Source organism: Pacificimonas sp. ICDLI1SI03, from assembly GCF_054740865.1.
In genome coordinates this window covers 1302739-1326531 of record NZ_JBSQAU010000001.1, presented here as the reverse complement: position 1 = coordinate 1326531, position 23793 = coordinate 1302739, and the positions used below count along the sequence as shown (strand labels likewise).

The window sequence follows — 23793 nt, the reverse complement described above, 5'->3', positions numbered from 1 at the left end:
AACAAACGGCATGAACGACAGCGCACCGATACCGGGAGGGAACAATGTCCTCGTAGAATTCGAGGACGGCATCGCCTGGGTCTATTTGAACCGCCCGGAGAAGCGGAACGCCATGAGCGTCGATCTGGCGCGCGACATGAACCGGGTGCTCGACGAGCTGGAGCTTGACGATCGCTGCGGCGTCATCGTGCTCTCCGGCAAGGGCAAGGCCTTTTCGGCGGGCATGGATCTGCAGGGATTTTTCAGAAACACCGACGCCGTTTCCGATGTCGAGCGGCATCGCGCCTATCGCGAAACGCGGGCGTGGCAGTGGCGCACCCTGATGCACTATGCGAAACCGACTATCGCGATGGTGCACGGCTATTGCTTCGGCGGCGCCTTTACCCCCCTCATTTGCTGCGATCTGGCCGTGACGGCGGATGATGCCACGTATGGATTGTCAGAAATCAACTGGGGCATCATCCCGGGCGGCGTGGTGTCAAAGGCAATCGCAACGGTCATGGGCGACCGTGAAGCGATGTATTACGTCATGACCGGAGAGAAGTTCGACGGTGTCCGCGCCAAGGAACTGGGCCTGGTGAACGAATCCGTACCTGCGGATCGACTTGTCGAGCGGACGCGGGAACTTGCCAAGGTGCTTCTGGAAAAGAACCCCACCGTGCTTCGCCAGGCGCGCATGGCATATAAATATTCCCGCTATCTCGATTGGGAACAGGCGGCGGAATATCTGACGGCAAAGGGCGACCAGACCACGTTCGTGGACACCGAAAAGGGCCGCGACAAGGGCATGAAGCAATTCCTGGATGAAAAGACCTACAAGCCCGGTCTCGGTCATTATCATCGCGATGCGGAGACAGAGCAGTGAAGCGGCCCAGCGGAAAGCGCGGAGATGAACTGAGCGAGGTTGTTCCCGCATTCACGGAGATGACCGACCGCATTTTATATGGTGAGGTGTGGGAAAGGGAGGGACTGGCCAAGCGTGACCGGTCGCTCTTGACCATTGCCGCTCTTGCGACCGCAAACCGGCACCAGCAGCTGGAGGCGCATATCGGCCTCGCGCTCGACAATGGCGTGACGAAGGAGGAACTGGGGGAGGCGATCCTTCATCTCGCCTTCTACGCATCCTGGCCTGCATCGGTCACTGCATCGCGCATCTTTCTTGAGGTGGTGAAGAAGCGCGAAGCCGCCGATTGAGCGGCGGGCATTCCGGTTAGCCGGTCAGCCCGCCCGCCTTTTCGACCTGCGACAGGTGGTGGTCGGTGTCTCCGAACATCATCTCCAGCACTGTCAGCCGCTGGAAATAGCGTCCGGCCGGATATTCCTCCGTCATGCCCATGCCGCCGTGCAACTGGATCGCATGCTGCCCGACGAAGCGCGCCGCGCGGTTCACCAATGCCTTTGCGGCCGCCACGTTGCATGATCTGTTGGCCGCATCCTTGCGCTGAGCGGCAACCGTATGAAATGTCATTGATTTTGCCTGCTCGATTTCGATCAGCATGTCCGCCGCGCGGTGCTGCAACGCCTGAAAGGATCCGATCGACACGCCGAACTGCTTACGCGTCTCCATATATTCGACGGTGATTTCCAGCAGTCGATCCATCGCCCCGACCATTTCTGCGCAAACAGCGGCAATGCCCTCGTCAATGGCGCGGGCGAGGAGTGCGCCGTTCTTGGTCGGATCTCCAATGTCTGCGTCCGCGGGCAGGTAAGTGCCGTCAAAGGCAAAATTGGCGACGCGACGCCCGTCCGGCGTGCGCATAGTTTTGATTTTTACGCCATCACTGTGGGGCGGCACCAGAAACAGGCCGATGCCATCTGCCATTCGGGCAGGGCAAAGCAGCCACACGGACGTATCTGCGTCGAGCACGGCCGTTTTCTGGCCGCTTAAACGCCAACCTTGCGCCATGGGATCAGCCTTGGTTTGGGGCGCGTCCCAGTGCCAGCCGCTATTCGGTTCCCACAGGCACAGGGCGACGCGGGCTTGTCCTGAGATTATCCGGGCGAGCAAATCATGTGCCCGTTCACCGCCCGCTTCCGACAGTACACGCCCTGAAAGAAGGGTCTGCAACAAAGGCGCCTCCGCCAGATAGCGCCCATAGGCAGTGAAAGCGATCATCACTTCTTCGGCACCGCCATATCCGCCTTGCGCTTCAGGCAGGCTGAGCGCCGGAAGGCCAAGGTCGCAATAATCCTGCCAATGTGAAATCGGATCTGCGGCAGCCGCTTGGGCGTGCCCCGTCATCATCCGGTCAACGCTGTCGGAAAGCATCTGCTGTTCATGGCTCAACCCGAAGTTCATGTGCGCTTCCCCAGTCCCAGCACAGCCTTGGCGAGGATGTTGCGCTGGATCTCGTTGGAACCGCCAAAGATCGAATATTTGCGAGAGCCGAAATAGGCGGAGACGATAGCAGATCGTTCACTGCCCTCCTCCCTGAGAGGGTCGCCTCCCTCAAAACTGGTGCCATTGCACATGGCTTCCGGCCCCATGGTGTCCAGCAGCAGTTCCGAGGCCCGTTGCAGCATTTCCGCCCCTTTCATTTTCAGGATCGACGTTTTCGGGTCCGGGCCGGCTGAGCCCGTGGCACGAGCGCTGCCCTCGTCGATCACGCGCATCTGAGTGATGGAAAGAGCCTGCAGCTCTATTTCCGCCCAGGTCAGCCGCCTGCGAAAGGCGGGTTCATCGATCCGGCAGCCTCTGCTTGAGGTTTGGCTCGCCCGCGCTCGTATGCGGGCCAGCCGACGGCGGGAAAAGCCGACATTGCCCATCGATGTCCGCTCCTGACCCAGCAGATATTTGGCGTAGTCCCAGCCTCTGCCTTCCTCTCCGATTAAATGCTCTGCGGGAACGTGGACATCGTCCAGAAACACTTCGTTGATGTGGTGGATTCCGTCGATCGATCGGATGGGCCGGACGGTTATCCCGTGGCTGTTCATCGGCATCACCATCATGGAAATCCCCTGCTGCTTGCGCTCCTCCCGCGAGGTGCGAACCAGACAGAAGATCCAGTCGGCATGCTGGGCATAGGTGGTCCAGGTCTTTTGGCCATTGACCCGATAGCCATCGCCCTCGCGAACCGCACTGGTTTTCAGCGATGCCAGATCGGAACCGGCATCCGGCTCTGAAAAGCCCTGGCAGAACCACATGTCCAGATTGGCGATCGCAGGGAGGAATCGGCGCTTCTGCTCCTCACTGCCGAACGCCGCGATGACGGGGCCGATCAGGGCGACATTGAAGGGCAGCGGCCGCGGCACCCCCATGCTGTCGATTTCCTCGGACAAGATGGCGCGCTTCACCGCAGACCAGTCTCGCCCGCCCCATTCCACTGGCCAATGTGGCACGGCATAGCCGGCGCGGTTCAATATCTGCTGCGCCTCGACGTTCCATTCGCGGGGCAGGGGCTGCTCTTCCAGAACGACCTCGCGGATGCAGGCGCGTATATTCCGCTGCAGATAGTTCCGCACCTCTGCGCGGAATTCTTCTTCGTCTGGCGAAAAGCCCAAATCCATATATCAGTCTTCCGAGGTCAGGGGTGTGGCACCGAGGATCAGGTCGGCAGCCCGTTCGGCCACCATGATGACGGCCGCATTGATGTTCGCACCGGGAATGGCGGGCATGATCGAAGCATCGACGACGCGCAGCGCTTCCACGCCGCGCACGCGCAGTTCGCTGTCGACCACGGCGTCCGGATTTTCACCCATACGGCATGTCCCCGACGGGTGCTGCGTGATGCGAAGGCCCTGTTGGATGAAGCGGTCAAGTTCATCGTCCCCCTCACGCTCCGCACCGGGCGAAATCTCTCGCGACACCATGTCGTTAAGGGGTGGGGCGGCGAAAATTTTCCGAACCGCCTCAATGCCGCCCCTGATGTCGGCGAAATCGCGCGGCGTGGACAGCAGGTTCAGGTCGATGCGCGGCCGTTCCAGCGGGTCGGCGGAGCGCAATTCCACGGTGCCTCGGCTTTCCGGGTGTAATTGCATGACCATGACTGAAAAGACATGCTCCTGCCGCTTGCCGATCAGGGGCGTCCACAGCTTGGCGTCGAGCCGTACGGGCAGGAACACCAGCTGGATGTCGGGTTGCGCCAGTTCGGGGCGTGTTTTCAGCATCAGAATGCCGCTGGTGATCTGGCTGGCGAACGGACCGCCGCCGGTAAGCGCCCAGCGCAGGACGGAAAGCGCTGCCCGGTCCAGCCGCAGCGCATTGAGGAAGGTGTTTTTCCGACTGGCCGCATAGGTCATGTAGACGAGGGGATGTTCCGCCAGATTGCGTCCCACTGAGGGTGCATCTACGATGACCTCGATTCCGTGCTGCTCCAACTGTTCGCGCGGGCCGATACCGGACAGCATGAGCATCTGCGGCGAATTATACGCGCCGCCGCTCAGGATGACCTCCTTCTTCGCGCGGACGCGGTGCCGCACGCCGCTCCGTTCATATTCGATGCCCCACGCGCGGCCGTTCTCGATGATGATGCGCCGCGCGTGGGATCTGTCGCGCAGGGTCAGGTTCGAACGTCCGAGCGCAGGTTTCAGATAGGCGCGTGCCGTACTTGCGCGGCGGCCGTTGCGGTCGACTGTGACTTCGCAGCGTGAAAATCCCTCCTGCCGTTCACCACTCAGGTCGGGACTTTCCTCATAGCCTGCGGCCTGCACTGACGCGGCAATTTCCCGTGACAGGAGGCGTTCGCCCTCGACCGGAGTTACATGCAATGGGCCGCTGTCGCCGTGATATTCGCCAGCGCCGCGCCAGCTGGTCTCCATGCGCCGAAAATAGGGAAGCACATCGTCATAGCTCCAGCCCCGGCAGCCCATTTGCCGCCAGCGATCGAAATCGCCGGAATGGCCGCGCATATAGATCATTCCGTTGACAGAGGAGGAGCCGCCCAGAACCCGCCCGCGCGGAATGGGCAGGCTGCGCCCGCCCAGCTTCTCGTCGGCCTCGCTTTCATAACCCCAATCATAGGTTGGGTCGGATGCCGTCATCATGAAGCCCAGCGGCATGCTGAACAGCCAGTTGCGGTCGCTTCCCCCTGCCTCCAGCAACAGGACGCGGTCATCGCCACTCGCGCTTAGGCGATTTGCGAGTACGCATCCGGCGGAACCGGCACCAACGATGATATAATCGAATTCCTCATCCATGACGTGAATGGCTCGGATCAATCATCTGAATCGTGCGCATTCCTGAAACCGCGTCCATCCGTGCCTCCCCGCGCACCCGATCCTGTGCGGACCGATTATAAGCTGCAAACGTTTTGCCATGACAAATACCGTTCGACAACAGCTAACACCTTCGGTTAGGTCCCACACTGTAAATTAACGTCGGAAAAAGCATTCTGGTGTCGAAATATTTGAATTGGGAGGACTTGTATGACCGCTTCTGCAACGCCGAAATTGGCTGAGATCCCATCTCTGGATGCAGCGCGCGCCTTCGCAGCGCAGCGTCATCAACTGTACATTGGCGGTTCCTGGGTGGACGCGCTGGAGGGGGAAACCTTCGCCACGCATGACCCGGCAACCGGCGATAAATTGGCGGATGTCGCAAAGGCCGGAGAACGCGATGTCGATCGCGCGGTGGAGGCTGCACGGGGCGCGATGAACGACCCAGCATGGATCGACATGAAGCCTGCGGCACGGGCGCGCCTGCTGGAACGTCTTGCCGATGCGCTTGAATCGTCTGTGGACGAGTTTGCGGCGCTCGAAACGCTGGACAATGGCAAGCCCGTCCGCGACGCGCGCAATTTCGATTTGCCGCATGCGATCGGCACACTGCGCTATAATTCCGGCTGGGCGACGAAACTGAACGGAGAAACGATTTCTCTTTCCGGGCCGGGAACCTGGCACGCCTATACACTGAAGCAGCCGGTTGGCGTAGTGGCGCAGATTGTCCCGTGGAATGCGCCGCTGGCGATGGCGGTTTCCAAAATTGCGCCGGCCCTTGCCGCTGGATGCGCGGTCATTCTGAAGCCCGCAGAGGAAACGCCGCTGACGGCGCTGCGTCTCGCAAGGTTAATTGAGGCAATCGGTTTCCCTCCTGGCGTTTTCAACCTGCTGACCGGCTTTGGTGAAACGGCGGGCGCTGCGCTGACGACACATCCGGGGGTCGACAAAGTGACGTTTACCGGATCGACGGAAGTTGGTCGCCTGATCCTGCGCGCGGCTGGCGGAAATTTCAAACGTGTGACGCTTGAGCTAGGTGGCAAGACGCCCGTGATCATCATGCCGGACGCCGACGTCACGAAGGCGATTCCCGGCGCGGCCATGTCCATTTTCGCGAATGCCGGCCAGATTTGTAATGCCGGTTCGCGGCTGTTCGTCCACGAGCGCCATTTCGATGAAGTCGTGGAGGGCGTATCGAAGATCGCGCAGGGGCTGAAGATCGGTCCGGGCCTGGCATCCGATACGCAGATGGGACCGGTGATCTCTCCCACACAACGCGATCGTATTCATGGATATATCCGGCATGGGGTAGAGGAGGGCGCCAATCTGCACACCGGCGGGCATGAAATTGGCGGCGCCGGCAATTTCGTGCCGCCAACAGTCCTGACCGGCACGACCGCCGACATGGCGGTGCGGCGTGAAGAGATTTTCGGCCCGGTCCTCTGCGCCATGTCCTTCAGCGACGAAGACCTCGACCGCATCGCGGCAGAGGCGAACGACAGCGATTATGGCCTGGGGGCGGTTGTCTGGACCAACAATTTATCTGCTGCGCACCAACTGGCACGCAAGCTGAAGGCAGGCACAGTCCGTGTGAACGGCGGCGGCCTCGACCCGGCCTTGCCCTTTGGCGGCTTCAAGCAGTCCGGCTGGGGGCGCGAAAATGGCCGCGAAGGTATCGAGGCCTATACGGAGACGAAGGCGGTGGCGATGGCGCTATAGGCATGCTTTCAACCTGGTGCCGGCGCGCTTAATCACGCGTCGGCGGGTTCGGCCTTTGCCTCTACCAGGCGGTCGGTTACCGTCTCCGCTGCCTCCAGCAGCAGATCGCGAAACGCATCTTTGCGCTCTCCAGTGATATAATCCGCCGATCCAAGCAGAGTGAGGGCGGCCGAAATATCTCCGCCGGGGCCGAAGATCGGCGCGGAAAGGCCCGCAAAATTATTGTTGAGACTTTCTACGGTCGACGCAAAACCCTGCTCACGAACATTTGCTGCGATCTTGTCGAGTTCTTCCTTTGGAAGCCGTCGCGACACTCCGCTGGCGCTGGCATCGTCCTGGATCTCCATGACCCGTTCAACGTCTTCGCGCGGCAGATGCGCCAGGAACACATTGCCCGTCGCGGATGTCGCCACGGGAAGTATATATCCCAGTCGCAGCGCAAAGGCTCCCTGCAGGTTCCCATCGGCCTTTGCCACGATGCAGGGACCCCGATCGCCCCAGAGGGAAAGATAGACCGCGCACTGCGTCTCGTCCCGCAGCGGCCCCAGCATACGCGACCCTATCCCCACCACGTCCGCCTGCCGGACGGCGGCCAGCCCCAACTGAATGGCGAAGGAGCCGAGCCCATAATAGCCGGTGGCGGCGTCCTGGTAGGCCATGTTTTCGCGGATGAAGCTGACCAGGTACAGGTGGACCTTGCTGGGCGGCATTTCGGCACGCTTCGCAACTTCCCGCAGCGGCAACAGGCCGTCGGCCATGCGCAGGACGCGCAACACCCGAAATCCCACTTCGATCGACTGGACGCGTCGACGAGATTGTCCGCTTGCCGCCATTAAAACCTTCGCCCGATTATGGTCGCGCCTTCCTGCCCGGACGTGGTGCTTCTGTCCAGTTTATGGCGATCCTCTCCGCAGGCAGTCGCAACAGGGGATCAGGCGGATTCCAGCAGGGCCTGCTTCCGCTTTGTCCAGCTGTTCAGTATATCGTGCGCCTCGTCCGCGGCCTTCTTCAGAAAACCCGGCTCTTCTGTGCGAGTGCCGATTTCAAGGCGCAGTCCGTTCGGGTCGAAGAAATATACCGACCGAACGAATCCATGATCGACGACGGGCGTGGTCTCGACGCCATGCTCTGCCAGCCGTTTCTGCATGGCCTCGACATTTTCGACGCTGTCGGTCTCCATGGCAAAATGCTCTACCCACGCAGGCGTGTTCGGAGAGGGAAGGGGTTTCTCATTATGTCCGAGGTCAAAGAACGCGATGTACGAGCCGTCGCCCAATTCAAAGAAAAAGTGAACATATGGCTGCTCTTCGCCAGTACTCGGCACCTTTTCGCTAATCATGCAATTCACGAGAGGTAATCCTAGAATATCCTCATAGAAGTGCCGGGTCTCCTCAGCATCCCTGCAAGGATAGGCGAAGTGATACAGCCCATTAAGCTTTCGTGCGTCTGTCATGATATCCTCAAAAATTGGGTCAGCAGGACGATGCCCGTGCGCCAATAGCATCGGCAGCAGTAACCGCTTGTCAACCACAAATTGGGGATCCGACGGCGTCAGTTAATCTGAACCAGAGGCCAGTTCTCGATCGCCACTCAGCATTTCAACGAAGCGGTGCAGGGCGGCGGAATTGTCACGAATTCTGGATACGAGCAAGACGTCGAAACTCAGGTCCAAGTCGGTGATCGGCACCAGTCGGATGTTATGAAAGGTCGAAAGGGGCGGCGTCGCGGTGACGAATCCAATGCCCATGCCGGCCGCGACCAGGCTCAGCATGATGGAATTGGTCGTGCATTCCTGCACCACGCGCGGTGGATCCCCCGCAGCCAGACACGCCGCCATCAGCCGGTCGTAATAGCCGGGCGCGGTTTTGCGCGTCGGCCACAACACCGGCTCCTCGCTCAGCTCCGCCATGGCGACGGACGCACGTTCTGCCAGGCGATGGCCGTCGTGCACCGCCAGCATGGTTCGGCCGTTACCGAGATGGCTTTGCGCCAGCAGCGCCGCATCGCGATCGTCGATATGCGCGTCGTAAACAATGCCTGCGTCCAGCAGCCCGTCCTTGATCGCCATGATCTGCTGCATCGAGCTCATCGATCTCAGGTCCAGAACCACGCCGGGTTCGCGCTCGCGAAAGGCGCGCAGTCCATTGGATATGAAATCATGGCCGGAAATGATCTCGCTCAACCCCACGCGAATGGTGCCGATGTGGCCGCTCGCCAGCTTGCGGGCGCGATCGACGGCGCGGTCCACCTGCGACAGTATTTCTTCGGTTTCGCGCAGAAAGACATGACCGGCGTCCGATAGCCTGACGCCGCGGGGCAGCCGTTCGAACAGCTCGACGCCCAGTTCCTCCTCCAGGTCGCGGATCTGCCGAGTCAGAGCCGGCTGTGCCACACGCAGCTGCAGGGCCGCGCGGCCGAAATGCTCCTCCCGCCCTATGGCGCGGAAATAGCGAAGATGGCGAAGCTCCATCGCCGATAGATGCCTTTCGGTTATCGAAAGATCAATAACAAAGAATTGGACCTATCGGTCATTGAAAGAGAGTTTCATCGCAAAGAAGGAACCTTGGGAAGCGATGATGACCGCGACGGCACTTCAGGAGCTGGATTTCGGAACGATATCGACGCTCGATGTCCTAGGCACGCACGTGGAGCTGTTCACTGCCGGGTCCGGCGCTCCCTTGCTGTTCCTGCACGGAATTGACGGCGTCGAGGGCGCCGCGCCGTTGTTGCGAGAGCTTGCGCGATCTTACTGCGTCTATGCGCCGTGGCACCCGGGCTTTGGCGCCTCTCAGCGTCCCGAAAATCTCGACCGGGTGGATGATCTTGGCTATTTTTACCTCGACCTGATGGCTGCGCTGCGGCTGGAGCGGCCAACGGTGGTCGGCTCTTCGTTCGGCAGCTGGGTGGCAGCGGAAACGCTTACGAAAGAACCCGGCCGCGCCTCGGAACTCGTTCTGATTTCGCCGCTTGGACTGCGTACGTCGCACCGCCGCGAAAGCCACGTCACCGACATCTTCATGCTGTCCCGGCCCGAGTTGAATGAGCGCATTGGGCGACACGAGCCGGAGCTCAGCGCCCTTCCGGAGGATCGTCTGCGCCGTGAAATGCGCGGGGAAGAGGCGCTCAGCCTCTATGGCTGGTCGCCCTATATGTTCAATCCGAAGCTGTCGGGCCGCCTGCATCGCATCGTCTGCCCGACCATGATCGTGTGGGGCGCGGATGACCGCCTGGTTCGCAGCGAATATCGTAACCGTTTTGCCAAGGCGCTGCCCCGGGCCGAGGTCCGCGAGATCCCGGATGCCGGGCACTGCGTCCACGCCGACCAGCCCGAGCAGCTTGGCACGCTGATCGGCGATTTCGCTGGCGTCAAAAACAAAGCCTGAGGAGATCGGCATGAAAGTCTGGCAGTTCAGCGAGCAGGCCTACCACCCCGCCTTCGAGGTACCTGGCGCGATGCGCGTCACCCTGCCGCAGCATCATTGCGACCCGCAGACGGCCGGGCAATTGCTCAACCGCTATCTCGACGAATATCTGCTCGCCGACGAGCTTGGGCTGAACATCATGGTGAACGAGCATCATGCAGCGGCGACATGCATGTCGACGTCCTGCATGACAACGTTGGCGATCCTGGCGCGGCAGACGCAGAATGCACGGCTTCTCGCTCTCGGTATTCCGCTCGCGAACCGTTCCAACCCGCTACGAGTGGCAGAGGAAATCGCGATGGTCGACGCGCTGTCCGGCGGGCGGCTCGAGGTCGGTCTGGTCAAGGGGGCTTCCTACGAGCTTTTCATGTCGAACCGTCAGCCCACCGGTTTCATGGACCGTTTCTGGGAGGCGCATGACCTGATCCTCGCGGCATTGGGAAATGAAGGTGACAATTTTTCCTGGGAAGGCGAGCATTTTCATTATCGTACGGCGAGCATGTGGCCGCGCCCGATCCAGCAGCCGCATCCGCCGATCTGGATGACTGCATCCAGTGCGTCGAGCGGACGCAATTACGGCAAGCTTGGCTATACCTGCGCGACATTCCTGTCGGGTGCCATCGCCCGGTCGGTGTTCGCCGGCTATCGGGAGGCCTATGCGCAGGAATTCGGGCGGCAGCCGGAACGCGACAAGCTGGCTTATCTGGCGCTGATCGCCTGCGCTTCGGATCGCAAGACGGCGTTTCGGCGCGCTGAGGAAATGAAAAGCTATTTCACCACGGCGGCCAGGCTCGACCCGCAATTCCGCAATCCGCGCGGCTTCAATCCGGTCGAGGCAAATGTCCGCATGGTAAAATCGGACCCGAACGCGATGCGGCCAAAGATGCGCAATGGCAAGCCGCTACCGGTGGATGGCACCATTGAGGAATATATGGAGGCGGGCCTGATGTTCGTCGGAACGCCGGACGAGGTCTATGACCAACTTGCCCGTTTCCATGATGAGACAGGCGGCTTCGGCAATCTGTTGATGATGGGGCAGGCGGGCGAACTGGGCCATGAGGACACGGTCGACAATTTGACCCTGTTTGCCCGCGAAGTCGCGCCGCGCCTTGCTGAACTGACGGACGTACCCGTCGAAGACGTACGGTACGAAGCGGTCGGCTGATGGCTGCGGCCCAGCCCGTTCGAGACGATCCGCCTCACCTGGCCGAGGGCATCGCCCGCTATGTCGAGCTGTTCCGTGCCCAGCCAGCGGCGGCCGACTTATCGGGAATACGCTTGAACGGCGATCTTATGGCGAGCCGGTTCGATGGACAGCACAAGCGGCACGTTCGCCGCTTCAACACCGCCATTTCATTGCCCGGCCGCGAAGTGCCGGTCCGCGTCTTCGATCCGGGTGGTCAGAGTCAGCGGCCTGCGATCTGCTACTTCCATGGTGGCGGCTTCGCCCTCGGCAGTATCGAAAGTTTCGACATCGTGGCTGCGGAACTTGCCCACGCAGCGTGCGCCATCGTCGTCAGCGTAGAATATCGGCGCTTGCCGGAAAACACCTATTCTGCCGCGCAGGCGGATTGTGACGAAGCCTTTGCCTGGGTGTGCCGCAATGCGGGATTGCTGGGCGCGGACTCGGACGCGCTGTTCCTTGCCGGAGACAGCGTCGGCGCCCTCTTTGCCCTCGTCAGCGCCGCCAACGCCCGCGACGCGGACGGACAGAAAGCCCCCTCGGCGCTGCTGCTATTCTATGGCGCATTTGCCATGGATGGTGGCGATCCAGCCTATCGGGGTGCGCTCGACCCGCTACTTACCCCCGATCGCATCGAAAATTATACGCGGCTGTTTCGCGAATGCGGTGGCCCGGATGGCGGCCCTGCACCGGTCGATCGCAGCGACCTGTCAGGGTTGCCGCCGATCCATATCGTCGCGGCGGAACATGATCCGCTGCTGCACGATGCCCGGCGGCTTGAACAGAAACTCGCCGCTGCGTCGGTGCCCGTTACCTTTCGTATCGCGCCTGGCATGATCCACGGCTTTCTGCGCGCCGCCGGTGTTTCGCCGGCTGTCCGCGAAGAAGTTCGCCTGGCCGTCCAGACGATACCGGCCCTCACATCACAAATGTCCGCCTGACGGGCGGAGAAGGAGACGATCTTGAAAAAGGATGAGCTTTACGAACGCGGTCGCGCCATGCGGCAGGATATGTTCGGCGAACCGGGCGTGCGCGGTATAGACGAGGCTGACGATTTCACCGATCCATTACAGGATTTGGTCACCCGTCTGTGCTTCGGTGACGTGTGGAGCCGCCCCGGCCTCGACCGGCGTACGCGCAGCATGCTGACCATCGCCATGCTGATCGGCCAGTCGCGCCCCGACCAGTTGCGCAACCATGTAAAGGGCGCGCTTGCCAATGGCGTTACCAAGGAGGAGCTGCGCGAGATCCTCGTTCACGCCTCGATCTACACGGGGCTTCCCTCCGTCTCGGATAGCTGGCGCCACGTCCGGCAGGCCCTGGAGGAATCCGGTGCTTATTGAGGAAGCGGAGATTACGGACACCGACACTACGTCGGCCGTATCCCCTATTGAAGACATTATCGAGGCGGCGCGGAACGGCAGGCCGTATATTCTGGTCGATGCCGAGGATCGCGAGAATGAGGGTGACGTCATCATTCCGGCGCAGTTCGCGACGCCCGCGGCGATCAATTTCATGGCGCGGCACGCCCGCGGCCTGATTTGCCTCGCTCTGTCATCGGAGCGGGCGCAAACCCTGCGTTTGCCTCCAATGGTGGCGGAAAACCGCTCCGGCCACCGCACGGCCTTCACGGTCTCGATAGAGGCGCGGGAAGGCGTTACCACCGGCATTTCTGCGCATGATCGCGCCCAGACCATCGCGGTCGCCATCGATCCATCAAAGGGATGCGACGATGTGGTGTCCCCCGGCCATGTCTTTCCGCTGGTCGCGCGCACTGGCGGGGTGCTCGTGCGTGCAGGCCATACAGAAGCTGCCGTCGATGTTTCGCGCCTGGCCGGCGTGCTGCCGGCTGGTGTCATCTGCGAGATATTGAACGAAGACGGCACCATGGCACGCATGCCGCAGCTGATCGAATTTTCGCGCGAGCATGATTTGCCGATCGGCACGATTGCCGACCTGATCAGCTATCGCCGCCGCACGGAACGGTCGATCGCCCGTGTCCATGAGGAAGAGTTCGAAACCATCTATGGCGACGATTTCCGGCTGACGGTGTTTCGCAGTCTGATCGACGATCTGGAACATGTCGCGCTGGTACGCGGATCGATCGCCGCCGACCGTCCAACATTGGTGCGAATGCACCGTATGGATCTGGTCTCCGATCTTCTTGGCCCTTTTACTGCGCGGCGAGAATATGTGGCCCGCGCGCTGACCCGCATCGGACAGAGCGACGATCCCGGCGTCATGGTGTTCATTCGTGACCCTTCGGCCAAGGCTGTGTCGGAAAGGCGGACAAATTCGGCCCTGCCAACCAGCGACCAGCGCATCCGCGATTATGGTGTGGGCGCGCAGATCCTGCTGGACCTTGGGGTACGGGATATCACCCTGTTGACGGACAGCGAAGCGCGCCTGTCCGGCATCGAGGGGTACGGACTCAACATCACTGGCAGAGAAAGGCTTAGCGATGATGGCAACGACTATTGAGAATTTCGCGGACCTGCCCTTGCCGGAACAAATGCGAATGGGCCTTCGCCGTCTGGGCAAGGCCGTTGCCGTCATCACTGCATGGCATGGGGAAAAGCGGTGGGCGATGACCGCCACCGCCGTCAGCGAACTGAGCATGGATCCGCCGTCCCTGCTGGTCTGCGTCAATCGCAATGCCAGCCTGTACGAGCCGCTGTCGCTGCGTTCGAACTTTTGCGTCAATATCCTTCATTCCGACCAGGCCAATATTTCCCAGGCCTGCTTCGGCGATAATAAGGGGGAGGCGCGGTTTCGGCTTGGACATTGGGATTCCGCCGCGTGCGGGACGCCTCTGCTGCGCGAGGGGCAGGCGAATTTCGTATGCGAATATCAGGACATATTGGAATATGGGACGCATGCGATCATCATCGGACGCGTCGACGAGGTGCGAATTTGCGGAGACGTCGATCCACTGATCTATCTGGACGGCTGCTATACCCGGGCATGTCCGCTGGCGCCGGAAGGGACGGCGGCGCAAGGTGAATGACGCAGAAGTACTGCTTGAACAAATAGACCATGCCTGCCGCCGCATGAAGATGGCTCAGTCGACCTTTGGTCGGCTGGCTGTCAACGACGGCAAGCTTGTAACCCGGCTGCAGCAGGGTGGTCGTGTCACCATCCAGACGGTCGAGCGGGTCCACAGGTTTATCGAGGAACAGGGCGGCGCGTCGGCGGATGCCCTGCGCTCCGGTATTCGCGGCCTGCGCACGGAATTGCGCCCCGAACAGACATTCCGCTTTTACGATAATCGTCAAAAATATCTGATGTTCGTCAATACGACGACGGAAAAACACATCATTGCTGACCGGGCAGTGGAGGAGATTAGCCGTACGCAGCCGCGTCCGCCCGCAATTCGACTGTTCGATGGCGGCGCAGGCGACGGCACTACGCTGGCGCGCATGTTGCGCGGACTGCACCGGCGCCATCCCTGGGTCCCATTTTACGTGGTCGCCAAGGAAATCAGCATGGAGAATATCCGGCTGACCCTTGAAAAAATGCCGGATCGCCTGCGCGAACATTCCGCCACGGTCCTGGTCATGACCAACCTGAAATATTCAGAGGCTGCGAACCTGCAGCCCGAAAATGCGGCCGCCGCCAGTAACATGGTGTGGAAGGAGGTCGCCCTCGAAGGAACCTCGGCCGGCGAGTTCGAGGAGCAGATATCGCAGCTTGAGCCGTTTCTGGCGCAGCATTGGCAGACCCGCATTGCGTCCTCCACCGGCAATCCCCTCTACAAGACGCCCGTGGTGCTGATCCTTTATCGCAAGGATCATGGCTTCATGCTGAATCCAATTGTGCCAAGGCGCGGTTATGCGGAGGCGAATTTCGATTTCGTTCTGCTGTCGCAGCCGTATCGCGCCCGCGCGCCGCTGGAATTCAAAACCGGCCGTGTTGTCACGCCGCTTGTGAAGGCATTGCGCCCCAACGGTACGTTGATGGGCGTTCATAGCCATGGAAATGATCCCGGCATGGAGATCATCCGCCAGATCTGGCCCGATGAAACCCCGTTCGACACGGATCGAAAGACCATCATGAATGCCGTGGCCGATGATCTGGGGCCGGCGGCGCGGGATTACCGCTTTCTCGACCTGACCGACGAAAAGGCTCTATTCCGTTACGACATCCGCGCGCTGCCCTCGGAAATCAGTGAGGATATGCCGATCGGCAGTTCCACTTTGTTCGGCGCCTGGAACGCTGCCAGCTATGTCGCGCAGATCGAAGACAAGAGAATGGCCTCTGCATTGGCGAACGACAAATATCTTGAGGCGACCCGCAGCGTGCTGCAGCGCCATGGTGGTCTGTGGTTCAATGACGAGATTTTCATGATAGCGCGCCGCGGGCGTCTGCAATGAGCTCTATGACTTCCAATGCTGAACCCGGCCCTCAATGCCCGTTTTGCGGTGCAGCCTGGACGGAGGACATGCTGGCGGCCCTCGACCGGGCGACTGTCCATTCCGGCTGCGCCTGCTGTGACCACTCCGCCGCCGAACCCGCGACCGGCGCGGGGGAGCCATCGGAAGATATCAAATGCGCGGCCTGTGGGCGGGCTATTTTTCGCGCGCCGCCTTCACGGACGCACTGAGGATTTAAAAATGACCGAAACCGCCGCATTTCCCATCGTAGATGCTCAGATTCACCAACCGTCGCCGCCGCGCGACGTGCCGGACGATCTGCCCGATGCGGCGCGACTGCTCATCAACGTCGAACTCGCGCGGGAGGCGATGGACTGCGTTGGCGTCGATGCCGCGCTGGTCGTGGCGGCGGCTCCCTACATAGAGGCATGCGTTGCCCGTTATGGCGATCGCTTCATTGGGGTGGAGACGTTCCAGCAAAAGGGCGACGAACTTGCCGGGGCCATCGAGCGGGCGCACCGGGACGCGAACATAGCTGCGGGGCGTCTGCTCGTTACCGATTTCCGGACGACGGAATTGTCGGAGGGGTTCCTTTCCGGCGCGATGGACCCGGGATTTGAGACGGCGGCGGCACTTGGATTGCCTCTCTTTCTGTCGACCCATGGTCAGGCAGCCGCGATGCAACCGTTCATTGAACGGTATCCGAACCTGCCGGTCGTGATTGACCATCTTGGCGTCAGCCAGCATCCTGTCTCTCCCCCCAGAGACGATCCTTGGGATCGGCTGGATGGGCTGTTGCGCCTTGCACAATTTCCAAATGTTCACGTGAAGATCTGCGGGCTTCCACTGCTGTCGCGGCAATCATATCCGTTCGCCGACACCTGGCCATATATGCACCGCGTCATCGCCGCCTTCGGGGCCGAGCGGCTGATGTGGGCCAGCGACTATACACGCCTTCGTATGGCCAAGACGGGGGAGGACCTTCGGGATCGAGGCCGACTCTACAGCGAGACACGCGACATGCTGCTTCACAGCGACGAAATTGATGCCCAGCAAAAGGCAGCAATCATGGGGGGTAACTGCATGAGATTGCTGGGATGGAATCCATCGGCCCGGCAGAGGGAGGACTGATCCCCTTTACAAACGGGCATGATTGTGTCAGCTAGGCTGTTATAAGCCTGACTGACAAATGCAGCAGGCGGGGAGAGACGCCAGCTATGCCTATTGAACGATTAGATCCTGCCATTGATGCCCTCATTCCCCCTGGTGTCGACAGCGAAGAACTTGGACGCGGATATGGCGGGCCGACCGGCCCTGCGGAGGGGCCCGTGTGGATTTCGGACGGCGGCTATCTGCTGTTCAGTGACATTCACAACAGCCGCCGCATGCGCTGGGATCCGGACGCCGGCGTTACGGTCGACAAGGAAGACACGAAAAACGGCAATGGCCAGACACTTGACCGGGAAGGGCGCCTGGTAGTCTGTCACCATTTCAGCCGTTGCGTAGACCGCGAGGAAACGGATGGCAGCGTGACGGTCATCGCCGACAATTATCGCGGCATGAAACTCAACCGGCCGAACGATGTCGTCGTCAAATCCGACGGCGCGGTCTATTTCACCGATCCGCCACCAAAGGTGCCGTTCACGCCGGTGGATCATCCGCCGGAAATCGACGCGGCGGGGGTCTATCGCGTTTCGCCCGACCTAAAGCGCATCAACATGGTGGTGCGGGATCTTATCAACCCAAACGGCCTGTGCTTCTCGCCGGACGAAAGCATCCTCTACGTCAATGACAGCAATCAGCATCGCAAGCTGATCATGGCCTATAATGTCGAAAAGGACGGCATGGTCGACCTCGGCAGTGCGCGCCTCTTCTGCGACATGCGCGGCGACGACCGCCCCGGCGGCCCCGACGGGATGAAGGTCGATGAACGGGGTAATGTGTATTGCACCGGGCCCGGGGGCATCTGGGTCATGGACCCTCGCGGTAAGCACCTTGGCACCATCCTTCTGGAGGGGCGCACATCGAACCTGAACTGGGGCGATGAGGATTGGCGCACCCTCTATTTCACCGGTGCGCGCAGCCTGCACCGCATCCGCCTTTCAATCACCGGCATTCCGGTTCCGCGTGGGCCACTCCCCGCCGAGCCGGACAATAAGTGAGGACAGAATCATGAAATTCGGCCTTTTCTACGAACATCAATCCCCGGCCCCCTTCAGTGCCGAGAAGGATATGAAGATCTTCAACAATGCGCTCGATGAGCTCGAGCTCGCCGACAAGCTTGGCTATGATTATGCCTGGCTGGTCGAGCATCATTTTCTTGAGGAATATTCGCATTCTTCCGCCCCCGAGGTTTTTCTCGGCGCACTGACGCAGCGCACGAAGCGCATGCGGCTGGGACATGGTATTTCGGTCATGCCGCCGCTCATCAATCACCCTGCCCGTGTCGCGGAACGTATTGCGACGCTCGACCTCCTGTCTGGCGGCCGCATCGAATGGGGTACCGGAGAGAGCGGGACGGCGATGGAGCTGGAGGGATTTGGCGTCGACCCGGACCTGAAAAAGGGCATGTGGCGAGAGGCGACGGAACAATGCGCCAACATGCTGACCATGAACCCCTATCCGGGTTATGAGGGCGAGCATTTCTCAATGCCCTGCCGAAACGTCGTACCGAAGCCGATACAGGCACCGCACCCGCCCTTGTGGGTTGCCTGCTCGCGCCGCGACACGATCCTCCATGCTGCGCGCAACGGCATGGGCGCGCTGGTCTTCGGCTTTGCCGCCCCTGAACAGGCCGGCAAATGGGTGAAGGAATATTATGACATCATCAAATCTGATGAATGCGTGCCGATCGGTCACGCGGTAAACCCGAACTTCGCCATCGTCACGGCGCTTTCCGTGAACGAGGATGAGCAGGTCGCGATCGACCGCGGCTCGCAAGGCTTTAAATATTTCGGCTATTCGCTTGGCCATTACGCAGCTTTCGGGAAGTCCAAGCCGGGTCATTCCAAAGTCTGGGAAGGCTTTTTGAAAGCCGAGGACACGATTGAGGACAATCACGGCAATGGCGGCATCGGCACGCCGGAACAGGTTTACGATCACTGCAAGGCCTATGCCGATGTAGGCGTCGATCAGATCATCTTTGTGCAGCAGACAGGGCCCGCCAATCACGATCATATCTGCGAGTCCCTTGAGCTGTTCGCGAACACCGCGATGCCGCGCCTGCACGAAGGAGAAGAGGAACGCCTCGCCAAGAAAGAGGCTGAACTCGCACCCTATGTCGAAAAGGCCCTGGCCCGGAAGAAGCGCATGCCGGAGCCGACCGCCGATCAAATCCCCGACGTCCGCAGCTATGGCCTGCGAAAGAAGGAGGCCGGCCAGTTCGAGAATACCCGTTCCGATCGTGGCGGCGGACTGGCCGTCGTTGCGGACGATCCCATGGCGCCGGTCGCAGAAAATCCAGAGGACAAGCGCAAGGCCGCCCAGTCCGCAAAGGGTTGAGCGACGATGAAAAATTAGGAATGGAGCCGCTTCTTCAATCGCTGGGTTACGTCGTGATCGAAACGCGGCGGCTGGACGATTGGGGCGGCTTCGCGACCGGCCTTCTTGGTATGCAATTGGCGGATCGTGCGGCGACCGGCTTCAACCTGCGTACCGACGAGCGCGCCGGACGCCTGTTCGTCACCGAGGGAGACCGGGAAAGCATTTCCGCCATGGGGTGGGAGGTCGCGGACGCCGATGCCCTGGCGCAGGTTGCGGCCCGGCTCAGCGATGCAGGGCACGGCGTGGAAAGGGCGTCCGCATCCTTGATCGAACAACGCCGCGTCGCCGATCTGATCGTTGCGCACGATCCGCTGGGCAATCGCCTTGAACTCTTCCATGGTGCCGCCCGGGCTACAGACAAATTCGCTCCGGGCAGGGCGATCAGTGGATTTCGGACCGGCCCGCTTGGCCTCGGCCATGTCGTGCTGACGGCAAAGTCCGCCGATCAGTTATTGCCGTTCTACACCGATCTGCTTGGGTTTCGCCTCAGCGACTATTCGCTGCGCCCCTTTCGCGCCTTCTTCTTTCACCTCAACAGCCGCCATCACAGCTTCGCCGTGGTCCAGACCGGCGAGGACGGGGTCCACCATTTGATGGTTGAACTTAATTCCATGGACGATGTCGGTCAGGCGTACGATCTGGCGCAATTGGAAGAAGAGCGGATTGGGGTCACACTTGGCCGCCATACCAATGATTTCATGACGTCCTTTTACGCGCGCACGCCCTCATCCTTCATGGTCGAATATGGCTGGGGTGGCCGCTCGATCGATCCGCAAAACTGGCAGCCGTTCGAGTGCGACTATGGCCCCAGTTTTTGGGGGCACGAGCGATCCTGGCTCGGCCCGGAAAAACGTGCCGAGGCGTTGAAACTGCGCCTGGAGGCGGCGGCGGCAGGCCGAAGAGCGCCGGACTTTATACTCGAAACGAACAAGTCCGCGCCGGGCAGATAGCCTCGGTCTGATTCAGGCCGCTCCCTCGCTTGGCAGTTCGCCGGGGGCGCCAAGCCGCTGCGACACTTCGGCGGCGGCGGCAGACAGCAGCGACAATAATTCCTGCTGCTTGTCGTCCAGCATGAATTCCGCGGGACCCAGCAGGGTCAGGGTCGCTGCAATCTGTTCGTTATAATCAAAAATAGGTACAGAAATGCCGGAAAAATTGCGGTGCAACATCCCCACGGTCGAAGCGTAACCATCCTTGCGCGCCTTTGCCAGAACCTTGGCCAGGTCGCGCTTTCCAACCGGCTTGCCGGCGCCGCGGCCCCCTTCATATCCGACCTGCGCGGCAAGCGCTCCTTCGGTTTCCGCCTTTGGCAAATGCGCCAAGAAGATCAATCCCGTAGCAGTTGTTGTCAGCGGCAGAATATATCCCAGTCGCACGGCGAATGCGCCCTGCAGAGCGCCGTCTGCCTTTGCCACGATGCACGGCCCCCGGTCACCCCACAAGGACAGGTAGATCGCGCATTTCGTGCGGTCCCTCAGGTCGCTCAGGACGCCACTTGCCAATTCGCCGACATCCAGTTGGCGTATCGCCGCCAGGCCCAGTTGAATGGCGAAGGATCCCAAGCCGTAATGCCCGGTATCCGCCTCTTGATAGACGACCTTTTCCCTCACGAAACTGACCAGATACAGGTGCACCTTGCTGGGCGGCATGCCGCTTCTTGAGGCGATTTCGCGCAAGGGCAGCGGCCCGCTGCTCATCCTCAGGACGCGCAGGATCCGAAACCCAACTTCAATTGACTGAACGCGGCGACTGGTTCCTCCAGCCTCGCTCAATGCCTTGCGCATTGTCGCTCCATTTCTCGCATGCGGCCTACCTGCCGTCGCAAGCCATCCGTGTCCAGTCATGGCGGGATTGGTCTTTGCGGCGACGTTTAGATGTGTATGATATTGACGAACACTATTCGTTATGATTATTCAAATCGTCCGTAGGAAGGGCCGAAATTTTGAAAAAAAATATTAAGATCGGAATCGTCGGTGGGGGTATTGGCGGATTGACCGCCGCACTGGCGCTGATGCGTCGTGGCTTCCACGTTTCCGTTTTCGAACAAGCTCCCGAGCTGCAGGAGGTTGGGGCCGGGCTGCAGGTCAGCCCCAATGGTGTCAGGATTCTTGCCGCTCTGGGGATTGAGGAAGAACTGATGAAGGCCTGCTTCGTCCCGCAGGGGAAGGAGATCCGGCTGTGGAATACCGGGGACACGTGGAAGCTGTTCGACCTCGGAACCGAATCCGTGGAACGCTACGGTTATCCCTACATCACCGTTCATCGGAACGATCTTCATCAGATCCTCTACAAGGCGGTAAACACGCTGGATCCTCAGGCGGTGCGCCTCGCCAGTCGTTGCACCTCCGTCGAGCAGGATGGATCGAAGGTCACGGTCAATCTGGACGGTAAGCCGGCCGAGACATTCGACGTCGTCATCGGCGCCGACGGCGTGCATTCAAAGATGCGAGAGCAGCTGTTCGGCTCAGGCCCCGTGCAATTTACCGGCATTGTTGCATGGCGCGGTGTCATTCCGATGGAGAAACTGCCGCCCGCGCTGGCAAAGCCCGTGGGGGTCAACTGGATCGGGCCGGGCGGACACGTCATTCACTACCCGATCCGGGGCGGCGAACTGATGAACTTCACCAGCGTTGTGGAGCGGCAGGACTGGCAGGTGGAATCCTGGTCCACCGCCGGAACAAATCAGGAGTTCCACGAGGATTACCCGGGCTGGCACGAGGATGTGCACGCCTATATCGAGGCGATCCCGACGCCCTTCAAATGGGCGTTGATCGCGCGTGCGCCGATGCAGGAATGGGTAAAGGGGCGCATCGCCCTCTTGGGGGATGCGTGTCATCCCTCGCTTCCCTTTCTCGCTCAGGGTGCCGTTCAGGCGTTGGAGGATGGCTGCATCCTCGCCCGAGCATTCGAGGAGTTCGATTCAATGGATCAGGCGCTGGACGCCTATCAACGGCTGCGCATTCCGCGTGCGACAAAGGCTGTGCAGGGTGCGAACGCGAATACGGAGCGTTTCCATAATCCTGCGCTCGCCGACCCTGCCGGTGCGCAGAAATATGTCGACGAACAATGGGCCGCGGACAAGGTGGTCGACCGCTATGAATGGCTGTTCGAATATGACGCAACCAGCGTCCCCTTCGACGACCTTATCTCGGCCTGAACTGAATTACGGAAAATTGAACCTATGTCCCTGAACGACAGCAAGGCCGCGTGGACGCGAACGCCGCTCATCGTCTCATTTGCCGATAATCCGAAATTTACGGAAACCTATGGGTTTGCAGGAAATTCCGGCGCCGTGAACCTGGAAGGGCAGTTGCTCGGCGTGCCCAATTCACGTTCGAAGGCGGTCTATATATTCATGCACCCGACGTCGGTTCTGCATCTGTTGCCGATGCCAACGGCGCTTGCGGATGCGGGGCTCGACGTTCTTTGCGCGGCGAGCCGCTATCCGCGGAACGACACCGCCCTTATCTTTGAAAAGGTTGCAATCGATCTCGGCAAATGGATCAGTTTTGCTCGCGAAGAGCTGGGCTATGAGAAGGTCGTTCTGGTCGGCTGGTCGGGCGGCGGATCCCTGTCGCTCTTCTATCAGGCGCAGGCCGAGAACCCTGACATCACCGAAACCCCGGCCGGCGATCCCGTCGACCTGATCGCGGCAAAGCTGCCGCGGGCGGACGGCGTGATCTTCATTGCCGCACATCTGTCGCGGGCCGAAACGCTGACTGAGTGGCTGGACCCGTCGGTTACAGACGAACTCGACCCCGACAATCGCGACCCCGAATTCGATATTTATTCGCCCGATTGCCTGCATCAGCCGCCCTATAGCGACGAATTTGTAATGCGCTTTCGGGAGGCGCAGCGCGCGCGCAACCGGCGTATTACGAAATGGGCCCAGGACGAGCTGGCGCGCCTGAATGCGAAGGACGGACCAGAGCGGGAACGCGCCTTCGTCACGCATCGCACCATGTGCGACGTTCGCTGGCTGGACCCCCAAATCGATCCGTCGGAGCGGCGGCCGAACTGGACCTATATGGGTGATCCCCAGACGGTGAACGTGGGGCCGGTGGGTCTGGCGCGTTACAGCACGCTGCGGTCGTGGCTCAGCCAGTGGAGCTATGATCTGTCAAATGCCAAGGGGCCGATGAACGCGGCAAAGATCCATGAAACGCCCGTTCTGCAGATCGAGAATACGGCTGATGAAGCGGTACCCGCGACGCACAATCCCGCGATCCGCGATGCGCTTGCCACCCCCGATAAGGAATATCTCAGCCTGAAGGGGGCGACGCATTATTATGTCGGCCAGCCTGAACATCTGAAGAAGTGCATCGACACCGTAATAGACTGGAGCGAGCGCAAGGGCTTGTTGCAGCGATGATCGCAGGCGTCGCTCCTTCTGTTCGAC

Annotated in this window: 23 protein-coding genes; 16 read left to right on the top strand and 7 right to left on the bottom strand. The window is 60.6% G+C overall.

Annotation, left to right across the window (positions count from 1 at the left end):
• The first annotated feature begins 10 nt into the window (after positions 1 to 10).
• Positions 11 to 865, top strand: a complete 855-nt coding sequence (locus ACSMXM_RS06520; RefSeq protein WP_460315034.1) for a p-hydroxycinnamoyl CoA hydratase/lyase — start codon at positions 11 to 13, stop codon at positions 863 to 865.
• Positions 862 to 1194: a carboxymuconolactone decarboxylase family protein gene (locus ACSMXM_RS06515; protein WP_460315032.1), complete on the top strand. Its 333-nt coding sequence runs from the start codon at positions 862 to 864 to the stop codon at positions 1192 to 1194. The genes ACSMXM_RS06520 and ACSMXM_RS06515 overlap by 4 nt, the downstream gene beginning before the upstream one ends.
• 16 nt (positions 1195 to 1210) lie before the next feature.
• Here the strand turns inward: ACSMXM_RS06515 and ACSMXM_RS06510 are convergent, their stop codons facing one another.
• The 3 genes from ACSMXM_RS06510 to ACSMXM_RS06500 are packed head-to-tail and all read right to left on the bottom strand — an operon-like array spanning position 1211 to position 5157.
• On the bottom strand, positions 1211 to 2299 hold the full coding sequence (locus tag ACSMXM_RS06510) for an acyl-CoA dehydrogenase family protein (protein ID WP_460315030.1): 1089 nt from the start codon (positions 2297 to 2299) through the stop codon (positions 1211 to 1213).
• The gene (locus ACSMXM_RS06505; protein ID WP_460315028.1) at positions 2296 to 3507 is read right to left on the bottom strand and encodes an acyl-CoA dehydrogenase family protein; all 1212 of its coding nucleotides are present in this window, start codon (positions 3505 to 3507) and stop codon (positions 2296 to 2298) included. Before ACSMXM_RS06505 ends, ACSMXM_RS06510 begins: the two co-directional genes overlap by 4 nt.
• Before the next feature lie 3 nt (positions 3508 to 3510).
• Positions 3511 to 5157, bottom strand: coding sequence for a GMC family oxidoreductase (locus tag ACSMXM_RS06500; protein WP_460315026.1), 1647 nt, complete (start codon positions 5155 to 5157; stop codon positions 3511 to 3513).
• 207 nt (positions 5158 to 5364) lie between these two features.
• On the opposite strand from ACSMXM_RS06500, the gene ACSMXM_RS06495 reads away from it, so the two are divergent.
• Positions 5365 to 6873, top strand: coding sequence for an aldehyde dehydrogenase family protein (locus tag ACSMXM_RS06495; protein ID WP_460315024.1), 1509 nt, complete (start codon positions 5365 to 5367; stop codon positions 6871 to 6873).
• Between the two features lie 32 nt (positions 6874 to 6905).
• On the opposite strand, the gene ACSMXM_RS06490 is transcribed toward ACSMXM_RS06495, so the two are convergent.
• The 3 genes from ACSMXM_RS06490 to ACSMXM_RS06480 all read right to left on the bottom strand — a co-directional run bounded on the left by ACSMXM_RS06490 (position 6906) and on the right by ACSMXM_RS06480 (position 9343).
• Positions 6906 to 7706 carry an IclR family transcriptional regulator gene (locus ACSMXM_RS06490; protein ID WP_460315022.1) on the bottom strand — a complete coding sequence of 267 codons (801 nt, stop codon included), beginning with the start codon at positions 7704 to 7706 and terminating at the stop codon, positions 6906 to 6908.
• Positions 7707 to 7804: 98 nt separating this feature from the next.
• Positions 7805 to 8326 carry a VOC family protein gene (locus ACSMXM_RS06485; protein WP_460316364.1) on the bottom strand — a complete coding sequence of 174 codons (522 nt, stop codon included), beginning with the start codon at positions 8324 to 8326 and terminating at the stop codon, positions 7805 to 7807.
• Between the two features lie 102 nt (positions 8327 to 8428).
• A complete protein-coding gene (locus tag ACSMXM_RS06480; protein ID WP_460315021.1) occupies positions 8429 to 9343 on the bottom strand; it encodes a LysR family transcriptional regulator in 915 nt (304 codons plus the stop codon).
• A gap of 103 nt (positions 9344 to 9446) precedes the next feature.
• Here ACSMXM_RS06480 and ACSMXM_RS06475 point away from each other — a divergent pair, with 103 nt between their 5' ends.
• From ACSMXM_RS06475 to ACSMXM_RS06425, 11 genes are all read left to right on the top strand, one after another.
• Positions 9447 to 10256 carry an alpha/beta fold hydrolase gene (locus ACSMXM_RS06475; protein ID WP_460315019.1) on the top strand — a complete coding sequence of 270 codons (810 nt, stop codon included), beginning with the start codon at positions 9447 to 9449 and terminating at the stop codon, positions 10254 to 10256.
• A gap of 10 nt (positions 10257 to 10266) precedes the next feature.
• Positions 10267 to 11460 carry an LLM class flavin-dependent oxidoreductase gene (locus ACSMXM_RS06470; protein WP_460315017.1) on the top strand — a complete coding sequence of 398 codons (1194 nt, stop codon included), beginning with the start codon at positions 10267 to 10269 and terminating at the stop codon, positions 11458 to 11460.
• Positions 11460 to 12419 (top strand): alpha/beta hydrolase, encoded by a 960-nt coding sequence (locus tag ACSMXM_RS06465; RefSeq protein WP_460315015.1) that lies wholly within the window; start codon positions 11460 to 11462, stop codon positions 12417 to 12419. The genes ACSMXM_RS06470 and ACSMXM_RS06465 overlap by 1 nt, the downstream gene beginning before the upstream one ends.
• 21 nt (positions 12420 to 12440) lie before the next feature.
• Positions 12441 to 12821 (top strand): carboxymuconolactone decarboxylase family protein, encoded by a 381-nt coding sequence (locus ACSMXM_RS06460; protein WP_460315013.1) that lies wholly within the window; start codon positions 12441 to 12443, stop codon positions 12819 to 12821.
• Positions 12811 to 13959: a 3,4-dihydroxy-2-butanone-4-phosphate synthase gene (gene ribB, locus ACSMXM_RS06455; protein ID WP_460315011.1), complete on the top strand. Its 1149-nt coding sequence runs from the start codon at positions 12811 to 12813 to the stop codon at positions 13957 to 13959. Before ACSMXM_RS06460 ends, ribB begins: the two co-directional genes overlap by 11 nt.
• On the top strand, positions 13943 to 14485 hold the full coding sequence (locus ACSMXM_RS06450) for a flavin reductase family protein (RefSeq protein WP_460315010.1): 543 nt from the start codon (positions 13943 to 13945) through the stop codon (positions 14483 to 14485). The genes ribB and ACSMXM_RS06450 overlap by 17 nt, the downstream gene beginning before the upstream one ends.
• Entirely contained in the window at positions 14478 to 15851 is a 1374-nt protein-coding gene (locus ACSMXM_RS06445) for a hypothetical protein (RefSeq protein ID WP_460315008.1), read from the top strand. Before ACSMXM_RS06450 ends, ACSMXM_RS06445 begins: the two co-directional genes overlap by 8 nt.
• Before the next feature lie 240 nt (positions 15852 to 16091).
• Complete coding sequence (locus ACSMXM_RS06440; protein ID WP_460315007.1) at positions 16092 to 16982, top strand: amidohydrolase family protein; 891 nt, start codon at positions 16092 to 16094, stop codon at positions 16980 to 16982.
• An 86-nt stretch (positions 16983 to 17068) separates the two neighbouring features.
• Positions 17069 to 18013: an SMP-30/gluconolactonase/LRE family protein gene (locus tag ACSMXM_RS06435; protein ID WP_460315005.1), complete on the top strand. Its 945-nt coding sequence runs from the start codon at positions 17069 to 17071 to the stop codon at positions 18011 to 18013.
• 10 nt (positions 18014 to 18023) lie between these two features.
• The gene (locus ACSMXM_RS06430) at positions 18024 to 19352 is read left to right on the top strand and encodes an LLM class flavin-dependent oxidoreductase (protein ID WP_460315003.1); all 1329 of its coding nucleotides are present in this window, start codon (positions 18024 to 18026) and stop codon (positions 19350 to 19352) included.
• Positions 19353 to 19372: 20 nt separating this feature from the next.
• Complete coding sequence (locus tag ACSMXM_RS06425; RefSeq protein WP_460315000.1) at positions 19373 to 20344, top strand: VOC family protein; 972 nt, start codon at positions 19373 to 19375, stop codon at positions 20342 to 20344.
• A gap of 12 nt (positions 20345 to 20356) precedes the next feature.
• Here ACSMXM_RS06425 and ACSMXM_RS06420 read toward each other — a convergent pair whose 3' ends face one another.
• The gene (locus ACSMXM_RS06420) at positions 20357 to 21178 is read right to left on the bottom strand and encodes an IclR family transcriptional regulator (protein ID WP_460314998.1); all 822 of its coding nucleotides are present in this window, start codon (positions 21176 to 21178) and stop codon (positions 20357 to 20359) included.
• 158 nt (positions 21179 to 21336) lie between these two features.
• Here ACSMXM_RS06420 and ACSMXM_RS06415 point away from each other — a divergent pair, with 158 nt between their 5' ends.
• Positions 21337 to 22551, top strand: a complete 1215-nt coding sequence (locus ACSMXM_RS06415) for an FAD-dependent monooxygenase (protein WP_460314997.1) — start codon at positions 21337 to 21339, stop codon at positions 22549 to 22551.
• 24 nt (positions 22552 to 22575) lie between these two features.
• The gene (locus ACSMXM_RS06410) at positions 22576 to 23766 is read left to right on the top strand and encodes an alpha/beta hydrolase family protein (protein WP_460314995.1); all 1191 of its coding nucleotides are present in this window, start codon (positions 22576 to 22578) and stop codon (positions 23764 to 23766) included.
• Positions 23767 to 23793 lie beyond the last annotated feature (27 nt).